This is a genomic window from Paragemmobacter kunshanensis, from assembly GCF_011059185.1.
GTDB lineage: Bacteria > Pseudomonadota > Alphaproteobacteria > Rhodobacterales > Rhodobacteraceae > Paragemmobacter > Paragemmobacter kunshanensis.
Genome location: NZ_JAALFE010000003.1, coordinates 269,067 through 284,139, shown reverse-complemented (window position 1 = coordinate 284,139; position 15,073 = coordinate 269,067). Strand labels below are relative to the sequence as shown.

16 protein-coding genes are annotated in these 15,073 nt (G+C 62.9%); 1 reads left to right on the top strand and 15 read right to left on the bottom strand.

The window, feature by feature from the left end:
* On the top strand, positions 1 to 198 hold a 198-nt coding region (locus G5V65_RS22070; RefSeq protein WP_206526667.1), incomplete at its 5' end, for a hypothetical protein.
* A gap of 72 nt (positions 199 to 270) precedes the next feature.
* Here G5V65_RS22070 and rplP read toward each other — a convergent pair.
* The 15 genes from rplP to rpoC form a co-directional block, all read right to left on the bottom strand.
* The gene (rplP, locus tag G5V65_RS05205; RefSeq protein WP_165047535.1) at positions 271 to 684 is read right to left on the bottom strand and encodes a 50S ribosomal protein L16; all 414 of its coding nucleotides are present in this window, start codon (positions 682 to 684) and stop codon (positions 271 to 273) included.
* A 14-nt stretch (positions 685 to 698) separates the two neighbouring features.
* On the bottom strand, positions 699 to 1,415 hold the full coding sequence (gene rpsC, locus G5V65_RS05200; protein WP_165047534.1) for a 30S ribosomal protein S3: 717 nt from the start codon (positions 1,413 to 1,415) through the stop codon (positions 699 to 701).
* Positions 1,415 to 1,795: a 50S ribosomal protein L22 gene (gene rplV / locus G5V65_RS05195; RefSeq protein WP_165047533.1), complete on the bottom strand. Its 381-nt coding sequence runs from the start codon at positions 1,793 to 1,795 to the stop codon at positions 1,415 to 1,417. Before rplV ends, rpsC begins: the two co-directional genes overlap by 1 nt.
* Before the next feature lie 3 nt (positions 1,796 to 1,798).
* Positions 1,799 to 2,077, bottom strand: coding sequence for a 30S ribosomal protein S19 (gene rpsS, locus G5V65_RS05190; RefSeq protein ID WP_165047531.1), 279 nt, complete (start codon positions 2,075 to 2,077; stop codon positions 1,799 to 1,801).
* Positions 2,078 to 2,080: 3 nt separating this feature from the next.
* Entirely contained in the window at positions 2,081 to 2,920 is an 840-nt protein-coding gene (gene rplB / locus G5V65_RS05185) for a 50S ribosomal protein L2 (RefSeq protein ID WP_165047530.1), read from the bottom strand.
* 161 nt (positions 2,921 to 3,081) lie between these two features.
* Positions 3,082 to 3,378 (bottom strand): 50S ribosomal protein L23, encoded by a 297-nt coding sequence (locus tag G5V65_RS05180; RefSeq protein WP_165047529.1) that lies wholly within the window; start codon positions 3,376 to 3,378, stop codon positions 3,082 to 3,084.
* The gene (gene rplD, locus G5V65_RS05175) at positions 3,375 to 3,995 is read right to left on the bottom strand and encodes a 50S ribosomal protein L4 (RefSeq protein ID WP_165047528.1); all 621 of its coding nucleotides are present in this window, start codon (positions 3,993 to 3,995) and stop codon (positions 3,375 to 3,377) included. The genes G5V65_RS05180 and rplD overlap by 4 nt, the downstream gene beginning before the upstream one ends.
* Entirely contained in the window at positions 3,992 to 4,717 is a 726-nt protein-coding gene (rplC, locus tag G5V65_RS05170; protein ID WP_165047586.1) for a 50S ribosomal protein L3, read from the bottom strand. Before rplC ends, rplD begins: the two co-directional genes overlap by 4 nt.
* 12 nt (positions 4,718 to 4,729) lie before the next feature.
* Positions 4,730 to 5,038, bottom strand: a complete 309-nt coding sequence (gene rpsJ / locus G5V65_RS05165; RefSeq protein ID WP_023666234.1) for a 30S ribosomal protein S10 — start codon at positions 5,036 to 5,038, stop codon at positions 4,730 to 4,732.
* 183 nt (positions 5,039 to 5,221) lie between these two features.
* Entirely contained in the window at positions 5,222 to 6,397 is a 1,176-nt protein-coding gene (gene tuf / locus G5V65_RS05160) for an elongation factor Tu (protein WP_165047509.1), read from the bottom strand.
* Between the two features lie 88 nt (positions 6,398 to 6,485).
* Positions 6,486 to 8,603: an elongation factor G gene (gene fusA, locus G5V65_RS05155; RefSeq protein WP_165047526.1), complete on the bottom strand. Its 2,118-nt coding sequence runs from the start codon at positions 8,601 to 8,603 to the stop codon at positions 6,486 to 6,488.
* Between the two features lie 12 nt (positions 8,604 to 8,615).
* Complete coding sequence (gene rpsG / locus G5V65_RS05150; RefSeq protein WP_101921458.1) at positions 8,616 to 9,086, bottom strand: 30S ribosomal protein S7; 471 nt, start codon at positions 9,084 to 9,086, stop codon at positions 8,616 to 8,618.
* A gap of 11 nt (positions 9,087 to 9,097) precedes the next feature.
* Complete coding sequence (gene rpsL, locus G5V65_RS05145; RefSeq protein ID WP_023667098.1) at positions 9,098 to 9,469, bottom strand: 30S ribosomal protein S12; 372 nt, start codon at positions 9,467 to 9,469, stop codon at positions 9,098 to 9,100.
* A 286-nt stretch (positions 9,470 to 9,755) separates the two neighbouring features.
* Complete coding sequence (locus tag G5V65_RS05140; protein WP_165047525.1) at positions 9,756 to 10,634, bottom strand: DMT family transporter; 879 nt, start codon at positions 10,632 to 10,634, stop codon at positions 9,756 to 9,758.
* A 122-nt stretch (positions 10,635 to 10,756) separates the two neighbouring features.
* Positions 10,757 to 14,989: a DNA-directed RNA polymerase subunit beta' gene (gene rpoC, locus G5V65_RS05135; protein WP_165047524.1), complete on the bottom strand. Its 4,233-nt coding sequence runs from the start codon at positions 14,987 to 14,989 to the stop codon at positions 10,757 to 10,759.
* Between the last annotated feature and the right edge of the window lie 84 nt (positions 14,990 to 15,073).

Sequence of the window (15,073 nt, the reverse complement as noted above, 5' to 3'; positions counted from 1 at the left end):
CATGACACGAAATCCATAACCAATGGTGGGTCACTTCTCGATGGAAAACCCGGGTCAGCTCTCAGTGCAAATCAACACTTCGAGAAGGCCGATAGCAACGGCACGCTCAGACAATGGACGGGGATCATCACGCTTCTGGACACGAGGGATCTCGTCCTTGCGCAGGATGGCCCGATCCAGATCCGCACCGCCGCCTGACCGCCAAAAGCAGAAAGGCCCCCGCCGTCACCGGCGGGGGCCTTCGTAGGGCGGGGTTCACCCCGCCCCGGCTTACCAGTCTTCGCGGGCGACGACGCGGGTCGTGACCGGAAGCTTCATCGCACCCAGGCGCAGGGCCTCACGCGCGATGACATCGGACACGCCGTCAATCTCGAACATGATGCGGCCGGGCTTCACCTTGGCCGCCCAATAGTCGACGGAACCCTTGCCCTTACCCATACGCACTTCGGTCGGCTTCGACGACACCGGCACATCGGGGAACACGCGGATCCATACCCGGCCCTGACGCTTCATGTGGCGGGTGATCGCGCGGCGGGCCGCTTCGATCTGCCGCGCGGTGACGCGCTCGGGTTCGGTCGCCTTCAGGCCAAACGATCCGAAGTTCAGCAGGAAGCCGCCCTTCGCCTCGCCGTGGATACGGCCCTTGTGCTGTTTGCGGAACTTCGTCCGTTTCGGTTGCAGCATTTCCTTCTACTCCCTTACGCGCGTTCGCGGTCGCGACGCGGCGCACGCGGCGCAGCGCCGTCCTGCGCTTCCGCCTGGCGGCGGTCGCGGGCCTGCGGATCATGCTCAAGGATCTCGCCCTTGAAGATCCACACTTTCACACCGATGATCCCATAGGGCGTCTCGGCTTCCGACAGCGCATAGTCGATGTCGGCGCGCAGCGTATGCAGCGGAACGCGGCCCTCACGGTACCATTCGGTCCGCGCGATCTCCGCACCACCCAGACGACCGGCGACGTTCACCCGGATCCCCAGCGCGCCCATCCGCATCGCGTTTTGCACGCCACGCTTCATGGCCCGGCGGAACGAAACCCGGCGCTCCATCTGCTGGGCGATCGACTCGGCCACCAGCTGGGCGTCCAGTTCCGGCTTGCGGACTTCGACGATGTTCAGGTGCAGTTCGGACTTGGTGAAGACCGACAGCTTCTTGCGAAGCCCTTCGATATCCGCGCCCTTCTTGCCGATGATCACGCCCGGACGTGCGGTGTGAATGGTCACACGGCACTTCTTGTGCGGACGCTCGATGATCACGCGGCTGACGCCGGCCTGCTTGCATTCCTCGTGAATGAATTCACGCATCCGCAGGTCTTCCAGCAGCAGATTGCCATAGTCCTTCGACTCGGCGAACCAGCGGCTGTCCCAGGTCCGGTTGACCTGGAGGCGCATCCCGATGGGGTTGACCTTCTGACCCATTATGCAGACTCCCCGACTTGACGCACCTTGATGGTGATCTCGCTGAACGGTTTCATGATCTTGCCGAACCGGCCACGCGCCCGCGGACGGCCGCGCTTCATGACCAGGTTCTTGCCGACCCAGGCTTCGGCGACGACAAGGCTGTCAACGTCGAGATTGTGGTTGTTTTCCGCATTGGCGATCGCCGACTGCAGGCACTTCTTCACGTCACCCGCGATGCGGCGCTTCGAGAAGGTGAGGTCGGCCAGCGCCTTGTCCACCTTCTTGCCACGAATCATCCCGGCAACGAGGTTCAGTTTCTGCGGCGAGGTGCGAAGCATCCGGGCAATCGCCATCGCTTCATTGTCCGCCACGCGGCGCGGATTCTTTTCCTTACCCATGGCTTACTTCCTCTTGGCTTTCTTGTCGGCCGCATGGCCGTAGTAGGTGCGGGTCGGCGAATATTCACCGAACTTCTGACCGATCATCTCCTCGGTGATCGCCACCGGGATATGCTTGTGGCCGTTGTAGACCGCGAAGGTCAGACCAACGAATTGCGGCAGGATGGTGGAACGGCGCGACCAGATCTTGATCACTTCGTTCTTGCCCGATTCCCGCGCTTTCTCGGCTTTCTTCAGCACGTAAGCGTCGACGAACGGGCCTTTCCAGATAGAACGAGACATGGATTAGCGCCCTTTTTTCTTGGCGTGACGCGAACGGACGATGTACTTGTCCGTCTGCTTGTTCGACCGGGTCCGGTTGCCCTTGGTGCCCTTGCCCCACGGCGTCACCGGGTGACGGCCACCAGAGGTCCGGCCTTCACCACCACCATGCGGGTGGTCGATCGGGTTCATCGCCACACCGCGAACGGTCGGGCGGATGCCCATGTGGCGGCGACGCCCGGCCTTGCCGAGGTTCTGGTTCGAGTTGTCGGGGTTCGACACGGCACCGATGGTCGCCATGCATTCCTGACGCACCATCCGCAGTTCGCCCGACGAAAGGCGGATCTGCGCATAGCCGCCGTCACGGCCGACGAACTGGGCATAGGTCCCCGCGGCACGCGCCAGCTGGCCACCCTTGCCGGGCTTCAGCTCGACGTTGTGAACGATCGTCCCGATCGGCATGCCGCTGAAGGGCATCGCATTGCCCGGCTTCACGTCGGTCTTGGCGCCGGCGATCACCTGATCGCCCACGGCCAGACGCTGCGGCGCCAGGATATAGGAAAGTTCACCATCCGCATACTTCACCAGCGCGATGAAGGCGGTGCGGTTCGGGTCATATTCGATCCGTTCCACGGTCGCCGCGATATCGAACTTGCGGCGCTTGAAATCCACAACGCGGTACAGGCGCTTTGCGCCACCGCCCTTGTGCCACATCGTGACACGTCCGGTGTTGTTCCGGCCGCCCGTCTTCGTCAGACCCTCGGTGAGGGCTTTGACGGGGCGTCCTTTCCACAGCTCCGAACGGTCGATCAGAACCAGCCCACGCTGGCCAGGCGTCGTCGGTTTATACGACTTGAGTGCCATGCTCTCTGTCTTCCGTCAGCTAGGGGACCGCTTGGCAGTCCCGATGGTTATAGGGCTCCGAAGATCCCCGGTAGGTCGGTCGGCGCCATCAGGCGAGGACCGGATTCTTCAAAAAATCCACGGCCCCGGAAACCGGGGCCGCGAGATTCGTGCGGCTTCTATCAGAGGCCCGTGGCAACGTCGATAGTGTTGCCTTCTTCCAGCGTGACATAGGCCTTCTTCTTGTCGCTCCGCTCGCCGGGACGGCCGCGGAACTTCTTGACCTTGCCCTTGGAGACGACGGTGTTCACCGCCTTCACCTTCACGCCAAAGACCGCCTCGACGGCTTCCTTGATCGCGGGCTTCGTCGCGTCCATCGCGACCTGGAAGACCACCGCACCGTTCTCCGACGCCATGGTCGCTTTCTCGGTGATGATCGGCTTCTTGATCAGGTCGTAGTGTTCGGGTTTCGCGCTCATTTCAGGCGGGCCTCCAAGGCTTCGACACCCGCCTTCGTGATCACCAGGGTGTCACGCTTCAGGATGTCATAGACGTTTGCGCCAATGGTCGGCAGCACATCGATCCCTTCCAGGTTGCGGGCGGCCAGCGCGAAATTCGCGTCGACATCCGAACCGTCGATGATCAGCACGCGCTTCCAGCCACGTTCCTTGACGGTCTTGGCCAGCATCGCGGTCTTGGCTTCCGCCATCGCAAGGCTGTCCACGATCACCAGTTCACCCGCCTTCAGCTTGGCCGACAGCGCATGACGCAGCCCGAGGGCGCGGAACTTCTTCGGCAGGTCATGGGCATGCGACCGCGGGGTCGGGCCCTTGTAGACGCCACCGTGACGGAAGATCGGCGCCTTGCGCGAGCCGTGACGTGCGCCACCGGTGCCCTTCTGGCGATAGATCTTCTTGGTCGAGTAGGACACGTCCGACTTGCCCAGAACCGAGTGGGTGCCAGCCTGTGCCTTCGCACGCTGCCAACGCACCACGCGATGCAGGATGTCCGCGCGCGGCTCAAGGCCGAACAGCGCTTCGTCCAGATCGATGGAACCGGCCTTGCCGCCGTCCAGCTTGATCACATCGAGTTTCATGCTTCACCCCCTTCGACCGCAACTTCGGCAGCCGGAGCAGCCGCAGCAGCCGAACGCACCGCGGCCGGACGCGGCGCGTCGGCGAACGGGGCCTTCTTCACTGCATCCTTGATGGTGACCCAGCCGCCCTTGGAACCGGGAACGGCGCCCTTCACCATGATCAGGCCACGGTCGGCATCCGTGCGCACGACCTGCAGGTTCTGCGTGGTCACGCGGACGGCACCCAGGTGACCGGCCATCTTCTTGCCCTTGAACACCTTTCCGGGGTCCTGGCACTGGCCCGTGGACCCGTGCGAACGGTGCGAGATCGACACCCCGTGCGAGGCCCGCAGACCGCCGAAGTTGTGCCGCTTCATCGCACCGGCAAAACCTTTACCGATCGAGGTGCCCGCGATGTCCACGAACTGGCCCGCCAGATAGTGGTCGGCGGTGATTTCCGCGCCCACGTCGATCAGGTTGTCCGGGCTTACGCGGAATTCCGCGATCTTGCGCTTGGGCTCCACATTCGCCTTGGCGAAGTGGCCCCGCTGCGCGGCGGTCGTCCGCTTGGCCTTGGCCGCACCGGCGCCCAGCTGGACGGCGGTATAGCCATCCTTCTCGGCGGTGCGCTGTGCCACGACCTGCAGGTTGTCAAGTTGAAGAACGGTCACCGGAACCTGTGCCCCGTTCTCCAGGAACAGCCGGGTCATGCCCAGCTTCTTTGCGATAACGCCAGAGCGCATGGTCATGCCCCCTTAAACCTTGATCTCGACATCCACGCCGGCCGCGAGGTCGAGCTTCATCAGCGCGTCCACGGTCTGCGGGGTCGGATCGACGATGTCGAGAAGACGCTTGTGCGTCCGGATTTCCCACTGGTCGCGCGACTTCTTGTCGATATGCGGACCACGGAGAACCGTGAACTTCTCGATCTTGTTCGGCAGCGGGATCGGGCCGCGCACTTGCGCGCCGGTCCGCTTGGCCGTGTTCACGATTTCCTGCGTGCTGGCGTCCAGAACGCGGTAATCGAAGGCCTTGAGCCGGATGCGGATGGTCTGACCTTGCATCTTGTTTTCCTTCGGAACGTAGACAGGGCGGTATGCCCGGCCCATAGGTTCACATTTGTTGATGGTCTGCGGCGCACCCCGAAAGGTGCGCCGCGCGTCCTTACAGATTGCTCATGCCTTTGGAAAGGCGATTCGCTCTGTTTCTTTTCGCAAGGCGGGGTGAACCCCGCCCTACGGGCGTTCTTACTTGATGATCTTCGAGACGACGCCTGCGCCGACGGTGCGGCCGCCTTCACGGATGGCGAAGCGCAGCTTCTCTTCCATCGCGATCGGGGCGATCAGCTCCACCTCGAACTTCAGGTTGTCGCCCGGCATCACCATCTCGGTGCCTTCCGGAAGCTTCACCGTCCCCGTCACGTCCGTCGTGCGGAAGTAGAACTGCGGGCGGTAGTTCGCGAAGAACGGCGTGTGACGGCCACCTTCTTCCTTCGTCAGGATATAGGCCTCGGCTTCGAAATGGGTGTGCGGGTTCACCGACTTCGGCTTGCACAGCACCTGCCCACGCTCCACGCCCTCACGGTCGATGCCGCGCAGCAGCACGCCGACGTTGTCGCCAGCTTCCCCACGGTCCAAGAGCTTGCGGAACATTTCCACGCCCGTGCAGACCGATTTCTTCGTCTCGCGGATCCCCACGATCTCAACCTCGTCGCCGACGTTGATCACGCCACGCTCCACACGCCCGGTCACAACCGTGCCGCGGCCCGAGATCGAGAACACGTCTTCGATCGGCATCAGGAAGGGCTGGTCGATCGCACGCGCCGGAGTCGGGATATAGCTGTCCACGGCGGCCATCAGCGCGCGGATGGAATCCTCGCCGATGTCCTTGCGCTCGCCGATCATGGCCTGGTGGGCCGAACCCTTGATGATCGGGATATCGTCACCGGGATAGTCGTAGGACGAGAAGAGCTCGCGCACTTCCATCTCCACGAGTTCCAGCAGTTCCTCGTCATCAACAAGGTCAACCTTGTTCATGTAGCAGACCATGTAGGGAATGCCCACCTGACGGCCCAGCAGGATATGCTCGCGCGTCTGCGGCATCGGGCCGTCCGAGGCCGCGCAGACCAGGATCGCGCCGTCCATCTGCGCCGCACCCGTGATCATGTTCTTCACATAGTCGGCGTGGCCGGGGCAGTCGACGTGCGCGTAGTGACGGTTCTCCGTCTCGTATTCCACATGCGCGGTCGAGATCGTGATGCCACGCGCCCGCTCTTCCGGCGCACCGTCGATCTGGTCATAGGCGCGGAATTCGCCGAAATACTTCGTGATCGCCGCCGTCAGCGTCGTCTTGCCATGGTCAACGTGGCCGATCGTGCCAATGTTGACGTGCGGTTTCGTCCGTTCAAACTTTGCCTTTGCCATCGCGGCAACTCCTCATTCTTTGCTACGGGTGGCGGGGTGAACCCCGCCCTACGGGTTTGGTAGGGCGGGGTTCACCCCGCCACACCGATCAGGCGTATTTCTTCTGGATCTCGTCCGAGATGTTCTGCGGAACCGCGTCATAGTGGTCGAACAGCATGGTAAAGACCGCGCGGCCCGACGACATCGAACGCAGGTTGTTGATGTAGCCGAACATGTTCGCCAGCGGCACCATCGCGTTGATCACGTTGGCATTGCCGCGGGTGTCCTGACCCTGCACCATCCCCCGACGCGAGGTCAGGTCGCCGATGATCGAACCGGTATATTCCTCCGGCGTCACCACCTCGACCTTCATGATCGGTTCCAGCAGTTTCGCACCCGCCTTCTTCAGACCTTCGCGCATCGCGGCACGCGAGGCGATTTCGAAGGCCAGAACCGACGAGTCGACGTCATGGAAGGCACCGTCGATCAGCGCCACCTTGAAGTCGATCACGGGGAAGCCGGCCAGCGGGCCCGAATCCATGACGGATTTGATGCCCTTCTCGACGCCGGGGATGTATTCCTTCGGCACCGCACCGCCCACGATCTTCGACTCGAACGAATAGCCTTCGCCCGGCTCCGTCGGGGTGATTTCCAGCTTCACGCGCGCGAACTGGCCGGTACCACCGGTCTGCTTCTTGTGCGTGTAGTCGATTTCCGCCGCGCGCGAGATCGTCTCGCGATAGGCCACCTGCGGGGCACCGATATTCGCCTCGACCTTGAACTCGCGACGCATGCGGTCGACGAGGATGTCGAGGTGAAGTTCGCCCATGCCCTTCATGATGGTCTGGCCCGATTCCAGATCGGTCTCGACGCGGAAGGACGGGTCTTCGGCAGCCAGACGTGCGAGCGCGAGGCCCATCTTCTCCTGGTCGGCCTTCGACTTCGGTTCCACGGCGATCTCGATCACCGGTTCCGGGAAGGTCATGGTTTCCAGAACGACCTGGTTGTTCGGGTCGCACAGCGTGTCACCCGTGGTCGTTTCCTTCAGACCCGCCAGCGCGATGATGTCGCCCGCGAAGGCTTCGTCGATTTCCTCGCGGTTGATGGCGTGCATCATCATCATGCGGCCCACGCGCTCTTTCCGGCCCTTGGTCGAGTTGACCATCTGGTCGCCCTTCTTCAGGACGCCGGAATAGATGCGGGTAAAGGTGAGCGAGCCCACGAAGGGGTCGTTCATGATCTTGAAGGCCAGCGCCGCGAAGGGCTGCGCATCATCGGCCGACCGCGGAATGTCGCGGGTTTCCGTCTCGTCGCCCGGCTTGAAGCCCATATAGGCGGGCACGTCCAGCGGCGAGGGCAGGTAGTCGATGACCGAGTTCAGGACCGGCTGAACGCCCTTGTTCTTGAACGCCGAACCGGCGGTGACCGGAACGAAGGCCATGGCCAGCGTGCCCTTGCGGATCAGGCGGCGCAGTTCCTCGGCCGAAGGCTCGTTGCCTTCCAGATAGGCTTCCATCGCCGCATCGTCCTGCTCGACGGCAAGCTCGACCAGCTTCGAACGCCATTCATCGGCTTCGGCCTTCAGGTCGGCGCGGATGTCCTTGATGATCCAAGACGCGCCCAGATCTTCGCCCTGATAGACCCATTCCTTCATGGTCACCAGGTCGATGATCCCTTCCAGCTTGTCCTCGGCACCGATCGGCAGGGCGATCGGGGCGGGGGTCGCGCCGGTGCGGTCCTTGATCATCTTGACGCATTTGAAGAAGTCCGCGCCGATCTTGTCCATCTTGTTGACGAACACGATCCGCGGAACCTTGTAGCGGTCAGCCTGACGCCACACGGTTTCGGTCTGGGGTTCCACACCGGCGTTGGCGTCCAGCAGGCAGACGGCACCGTCGAGAACCGCCAGCGAACGCTCCACCTCGATGGTAAAGTCGACGTGGCCGGGGGTGTCGATGATGTTGAAGCGGTGCTTCGGGGTCATCGGGGTCGCGCCATCTTCGGTGCGCTCCCAGAAGGTGGTGGTCGCAGCCGAGGTGATGGTGATCCCGCGTTCCTGCTCCTGTTCCATCCAGTCCATCGTCGCGGCGCCGTCATGGACTTCGCCGATCTTGTGGGACTTGCCGGTGTAATACAGGATGCGTTCGGTCGTCGTGGTCTTGCCCGCGTCGATATGGGCCATGATCCCGAAATTGCGGTAGAGGTGCAGCGGATATTCGCGTGCCATGATGGGCGCTCCTTACCAGCGGTAATGGCTGAACGCTTTGTTCGCGTCGGCCATCTTGTGGGTGTCTTCACGCTTCTTCACGGCGGTGCCGCGGTTGTTCACCGCATCGGCAAGCTCGGCAGCCAGCCGCTCTTCCATCGTGTTCTCGTTGCGCTTGCGGGCCGCGGTGATCAGCCAGCGGATCGCCAGCGCCTCGCGGCGCTCGGTGCGCACTTCGACGGGGACCTGATAGGTCGCACCACCGACGCGGCGCGAACGCACTTCGACAGAGGGCTTCACATTGTCCAGCGCCTCGTGGAAGGCCTGGATCGGTTCGCGCTTAAGGCGCGACTGGACGCGCTCAAGCGCACCGTAAACAATCGATTCCGCGACGGATTTCTTCCCGTCCAGCATCAGGTTGTTCATGAACTTGGTCAGCACGCGATCGCCATATTTGGCGTCGGGCAGGATTTCGCGCTTTTCTGCGGCGTGACGGCGGGACATCTCTCAGCTCCTCACTTCGGACGCTTCGCGCCGTATTTCGAACGGCGTTGACGACGATCTTTGACGCCCTGGGTATCCAGAACACCGCGCAGGATGTGGTAACGCACACCCGGAAGGTCTTTCACGCGGCCGCCGCGGATCAGCACGACAGAGTGTTCCTGCAGGTTGTGCTTTTCGCCGGGGATGTAGGAGATGACCTCGAACCCGTTCGTCAGGCGCACCTTGGCGACCTTACGCATAGCGGAGTTCGGCTTCTTCGGAGTGGTGGTATAGACGCGGGTGCAGACACCACGCTTCTGGGGGCACGATTCCAAGTGCTGCGACTTGGACCTTCTGACTTTCGCTTCCCGCGGCTTGCGGATCAGCTGTTGGATCGTCGGCATCAATCTACCTCGATTTGCCCGTCCTGGGCGGTTGTCAATACTCGCGCCGAACCTCGACGCGCTGCTTCTCGACTGATGTCTGCGCGGATCGCAAAACACCAAAACCGCATCCGTCCCTTGCGGGGACGACGCGGTGGAATTCCAGAGGATCGGGGCGTTGCGGCCCGGATCATGACCACTCACTTTTCGATATCCGAAGGCCGACTCCCACAGGGGGCCAGCACTCAGGTAGCGGGCGTATAGGGGGAGTCGCGCGGGATGTCAACAACCGCCCCCCTCGGCTGGCTCAGCCCTGCCCCGCCTTCACCTTCCGCTCGCGCCACAGCGTGAAGATGCCCGACGCCACCACCAGCCCCGCCCCGAACAGCGTCAGCGCATCGGGCAGCGTGCCGAACACCGCCCAGCCCAGCACCAGGGCCACCAGAAGCGAGACATAGCGGAACGGGGCGACAAAACCGATATCGCCCACCCGCATCACCATGACGACAAAGTTGTATCCCACCACCAGCGAGGCCGCCGCCCCGGCGATCAGCAGCCCCTCACGCAGCGAAAACCCCACCCATCCCCCTGGCAAGGACAGCGCCAGCGCCGTCGCCGTCACCGAAAGGCTCGCCGCCACCGCGACCGTGGCCGAAGGCACTGCCTTCGACAATTCGCGCGTGGACAGGTCGCGCACCACGACAAAGGCCACCGAGGCAAGGCCGATCAGCGCATATTGGTCAAACCCCTCGGGCCCCGGCCGCACGATGATCAACACCCCCGCAAAACCCACAAGGATCGCCGTCATCCGCCGCCAGCCGACCTTGTCGCCGAAAAAGGCCCAGGCCGCCAGCGTCACCGCCAGCGGCAGCGATTGCATGATGGCCGACAGGTTCGCCAGCGGCATATGCACCAGCGCCGCCAGGAAAAGCAGGGTGGATGCCACCTCGGCGAAGGACCGCACCCCCACCGTCACGGCATCCCGCCGCCCCAGCCGCCATGTCAGCCGCCCCGTCATCGCCCCGATCGCCAAGAGCGGCCCCAGCGTCAGCAGCCCCCGCATGGCAATCGCCTGCCACAGCGGCAGGGTCTGCGTGGCCGCCTTCATCATGGCGTCATTTATGGTGAAGGCTGCCATGGCGACGCACATGTAAAGCGCGCCGCGCAGGTTGTCGGACATGGGCATGGATCACTCCTCTTGCCTGTCCCTAACAAGCCGCACCCGCCCCCGCCACCCCGCCAGCGACACCAAAAGGAAAAGGGCCGCCGCATTGCTGCGACGGCCCCATTCCGTTCCTGCGGATCAGATCAATCCCGGCTTTCCACCGTATCGACCAGCCCTGCATCGACATCCGTCACATCCATCGGCGCGGCCAGCGCGGCGGCCTGTTCGGCCTCCGACCGGCGGGCGTCGATGACGTTCTGGTCGCGATCCGACGCGATCTTCTTCACGCGGCTCGTCGCCCCACCCGTCCCTGCCGGGATCAGGCGACCGACGATCACGTTCTCCTTCAGACCGACCAGCTTGTCGCGCTTGCCCTGGACCGAAGCCTCGGTCAGCACGCGGGTCGTTTCCTGGAAGGACGCGGCCGAGATGAAGCTGCGGGTCTGCAGCGACGCCTTGGTGATCCCCAGCAGCACCGGCTCGGCCTTCGCCTCACGCAGGCCACGGGCACGTGCCTTGGCGTTTTCCTCGTCCAGTTCGATGCGCTCCACCTGTTCGCCCTTCAGCAGGGTCGTGTCCCCGCTGTCCAGGATCTCAAGCTTCTGCAGCATCTGGCGGACGATCACCTCGATATGCTTGTCGTTGATCTTCACGCCCTGCAGTCGATAGACGTCCTGCACTTCGTCGATCATGTAGTTCGCCAGCGCCTCGACACCCATGATGCGCAGGATGTCATGCGGCGCGGGGTTGCCGTCCATGATGTAGTCGCCCTTCTGCACGAAGTCGCCTTCCTGCACCGGGATGTGCTTGCCCTTCGGGATCATGTATTCGATCGCCTGCAGGGTTTCGTCCACCGGCTCCACCGTGATGCGCCGCTTGTTCTTGTAGTCCTTGCCGAAGCGCACGTAGCCATCGGTTTCCGCGATGATCGCGTGATCCTTCGGACGACGGGCCTCGAACAGTTCCGCCACGCGGGGAAGACCCCCGGTGATGTCCTTGGTCTTGGCACCTTCGCGCGGGATACGCGCCACCACGTCGCCCGGACGCACTTCCTGCTGGTCCTCGACCGAAAGGATCGCGTCCACCGACATCGGATAGGTGATCGGGTTGCCGTTGTCCGCGCGCACCGGTTCGCCCGTCGCCGGGTCCATCACGATGATCTCGGGCTTCAGGTCGTTGCCCTTCGGCGCCGACCGCCAGTCCGACACGATCTTCTGCGTCATGCCGGTTGCATCGTCCGTCTCTTCGCGCACCGAAATGCCCGAGATCAGGTCGACGAACTTCGCAAGACCCGCCTTTTCCGCGATGATCGGCAGGGTATAGGGGTCCCATTCGAACAGCTTGGTGCCACGCTTGACGGTCTGGCCGTCCTTGGCGTGGATCTTCGCACCATAGCTGATCTTGTGAACCGCCCGCTCCTGACCGGCCTCGTCGATGATGGCCAGCGACATGTTCCGCCCGATCACGATCTGCTCGCCATTGGCGTTCGACAGAAGGTTCGCGTTGCGGAACTCGATCTTGCCCTCTTGCGAGGCTTCCAGGAAGGACTGCTGGCCACCCTGCGCGATGCCGCCGATGTGGAAGGTCCGCATCGTCAGCTGCGTGCCGGGTTCCCCGATGGACTGGGCGGCGATGATGCCGACCGCTTCCCCGATGTTCACCAGCGTGCCGCGGGCAAGGTCACGGCCATAGCAGGCCGCGCAGACACCTTCTTCCGCTTCACAGGTCAGCGGGCTGCGGATCCGGCAGGACGCAACACCCGCCGCGTCGATCGCGTCGGCCTTGCGTTCGTCGATCAGCTCGCCCCGCGCGACGATCACCTCGTCCGAACCCGGAACAAGGATGTCATCCGCCGCGACACGGCCCAGCACACGCTCGGCCAGCGACTGCACCACTTCCCCGTCATTGACCGCGGCTTCCGCCGTGATCGCCCGTTCCGTGCCGCAATCGTTGGACCGCACGATGCAATCCTGCGCCACGTCCACCAGACGGCGGGTCAGATAGCCCGAGTTCGCGGTCTTCAGCGCCGTATCGGCCAGACCTTTCCGCGCGCCATGGGTCGAGTTGAAGTATTCAAGAACGGTCAGACCTTCCTTGAAGTTCGAGATGATGGGCGTCTCGATGATCTCGCCCGAAGGCTTGGCCATCAGACCGCGCATCCCGCCCAGCTGCTTCATCTGGGCAGGCGAACCCCGCGCACCCGAGTGAGACATCATGTAGACCGAGTTCGGCTCCTTCTCCGCCCCCGCGTCATCGACGCGGACAGCCGAGATTTCGGCCATCATCTCGGCCGCCACCTTGTCGGAACATTTCGACCAGGCATCGACCACCTTGTTGTACTTCTCACCCTGGGTGATCAGGCCGTCCATGTATTGCTGTTCGAATTCCTTCACCTGATCGCGAACCTCGTTCACGATGGTCCATTTGGAATCCGGGATCAGCATGTCGTCCTTGCCGAACGAGATGCCCGCTCGGAACGCCTCGCGGAAGCCCAGACCCATGATCTGGTCACAGAAGATGACCGACTCCTTCTGCCCGCAATAGCGGTAGACGGTGTCGATGACGTTCTGCACGTCCTTCTTCCGCAGCAGCCGGTTCACCAGCTCGAACGGCGCCTTCGCGTTCAGCGGCAGCAGGTTGCCCAGACGCAGACGACCGGGGGTCGTCTTGTAACGCTTCCAGACTTCGTTGCCCTCGTCGTCGATCTGGCGCAGACGCGCCGTGATCGAGGCATGCAGATGCACCGCACCAGCGGCCAGCGCATGTTCCACTTCCTCGATATCGGCAAAGATCTTGCCTTCGCCGACCATGCCCTTGCGTTCCATGGTGACGTAATACAGGCCCAGAACCATGTCCTGCGACGGCACGATGATCGGCGCACCGTTGGCGGGCGACAGCACGTTGTTCGTCGACATCATCAACACGCGCGCTTCCAGCTGGGCTTCCAGCGAAAGCGGCACGTGAACGGCCATCTGGTCACCGTCAAAGTCGGCGTTGAAGGCCGAACAGACCAGCGGATGCAGCTGGATCGCCTTGCCTTCGATCAGGATCGGCTCAAACGCCTGAATCCCCAGACGGTGCAGCGTCGGCGCACGGTTCAGCAGCACGGGATGTTCGCGGATGACCTCATCCAGAATATCCCAGACCTCCGGGCGCTCCTTCTCGACCAGCTTCTTCGCCTGCTTGACGGTGGAAGACAGCCCTTTGGCTTCCAGACGCGAATAGATGAACGGCTTGAACAGTTCCAAAGCCATCTTCTTCGGCAGACCGCACTGGTGCAGCTTCAGTTCCGGACCGGTCACGATGACCGAACGGCCCGAAAAGTCCACGCGCTTGCCCAGCAGGTTCTGGCGGAACCGGCCCTGCTTGCCCTTCAGCATGTCGGACAGCGATTTCAGCGGGCGTTTGTTCGTGCCCGTGATCACGCGGCCGCGGCGGCCGTTGTCGAACAGCGCGTCCACCGCTTCCTGCAGCATCCGCTTTTCGTTGCGCACGATGATATCGGGCGCACGCAGCTCGATCAGGCGCTTCAGACGGTTGTTCCGGTTGATGACCCGGCGATACAGGTCGTTCAGGTCCGACGTCGCGAACCGGCCCCCATCCAGCGGCACCAGCGGGCGCAGTTCCGGCGGGATCACCGGCAGCACGGTAAGGACCATCCATTCCGGACGGTTGCCCGATTCAAGGAAGGACTCCACGATCTTCAGCCGCTTGATGATCTTCTTCGGCTTCAGCTCGCCCGTGGCTTCCTTCAGCTCCTCGCGCAGCGTTTCCGCCGTCTGGTCCAGATCGATCGCCGCCAGCATCTCGCGAATGGCTTCCGCGCCGATATTGGCGGTGAAGGCATCCGCGCCATACTGGTCCTGCGCGTCCAGATATTCTTCCTCGGTCATCAGCTGACCATAGGTCAGGTCCGTCAGACCGGGTTCGATGACGACATAGTTTTCAAAGTACAGGATGCGTTCCAGATCGCGCAGCGTCATGTCCAGCATCAGGCCGATGCGGGACGGCAGCGACTTCAGGAACCAGATATGCGCGACGGGCGCGGCCAGTTCGATATGGCCCATCCGCTCGCGCCGCACCTTCTGCAGCGTGACTTCCACACCGCACTTCTCGCAGACGACACCGCGATACTTCATGCGCTTGTACTTGCCGCAGAGGCATTCATAGTCCTTGATCGGCCCGAAGATACGGGCGCAGAACAGGCCGTCACGCTCCGGCTTGAACGTGCGGTAGTTGATCGTTTCCGGCTTCTTGATCTCGCCATAGGACCAAGACAGGATGCGCTCCGGGCTGGCCAGAGAGATCTTGATCTCGTCGAACGTCTTGATCGGGGCAACCGGGTTGAACGGGTTGTTGGTCAGTTCCTGGTTCATTTCATTTCCCTAAGATCGGGGCTGCGGGGAAGGGGCGTAGGGCGGGGTTCACCCCGCCATACCGAAGGACCGTAGGGCGGGGTT

Coding starts and splice junctions, on each gene's coding strand:
- rpsL (WP_023667098.1), bottom strand. CDS start 9,469: ATGCCGACGATCCAACAGCTGATCCGCAAGCCGCGGGAAGCGAAAGTC.
- rplP (WP_165047535.1), bottom strand. CDS start 684: ATGCTGCAACCGAAACGGACGAAGTTCCGCAAACAGCACAAGGGCCGT.
- rpsS (WP_165047531.1), bottom strand. CDS start 2,077: ATGTCTCGTTCTATCTGGAAAGGCCCGTTCGTCGACGCTTACGTGCTG.
- rpoC (WP_165047524.1), bottom strand. CDS start 14,989: ATGAACCAGGAACTGACCAACAACCCGTTCAACCCGGTTGCCCCGATC.
- rpsG (WP_101921458.1), bottom strand. CDS start 9,086: ATGTCCCGCCGTCACGCCGCAGAAAAGCGCGAAATCCTGCCCGACGCC.
- tuf (WP_165047509.1), bottom strand. CDS start 6,397: ATGGCAAAGGCAAAGTTTGAACGGACGAAACCGCACGTCAACATTGGC.
- rpsC (WP_165047534.1), bottom strand. CDS start 1,415: ATGGGTCAGAAGGTCAACCCCATCGGGATGCGCCTCCAGGTCAACCGG.
- rplB (WP_165047530.1), bottom strand. CDS start 2,920: ATGGCACTCAAGTCGTATAAACCGACGACGCCTGGCCAGCGTGGGCTG.
- rplV (WP_165047533.1), bottom strand. CDS start 1,795: ATGGGTAAGGAAAAGAATCCGCGCCGCGTGGCGGACAATGAAGCGATG.
- G5V65_RS05180 (WP_165047529.1), bottom strand. CDS start 3,378: ATGAGCGCGAAACCCGAACACTACGACCTGATCAAGAAGCCGATCATC.
- fusA (WP_165047526.1), bottom strand. CDS start 8,603: ATGGCACGCGAATATCCGCTGCACCTCTACCGCAATTTCGGGATCATG.
- rplD (WP_165047528.1), bottom strand. CDS start 3,995: ATGAAACTCGATGTGATCAAGCTGGACGGCGGCAAGGCCGGTTCCATC.
- G5V65_RS05140 (WP_165047525.1), bottom strand. CDS start 10,634: ATGCCCATGTCCGACAACCTGCGCGGCGCGCTTTACATGTGCGTCGCC.
- rplC (WP_165047586.1), bottom strand. CDS start 4,717: ATGCGCTCTGGCGTTATCGCAAAGAAGCTGGGCATGACCCGGCTGTTC.
- rpsJ (WP_023666234.1), bottom strand. CDS start 5,038: ATGCAAGGTCAGACCATCCGCATCCGGCTCAAGGCCTTCGATTACCGC.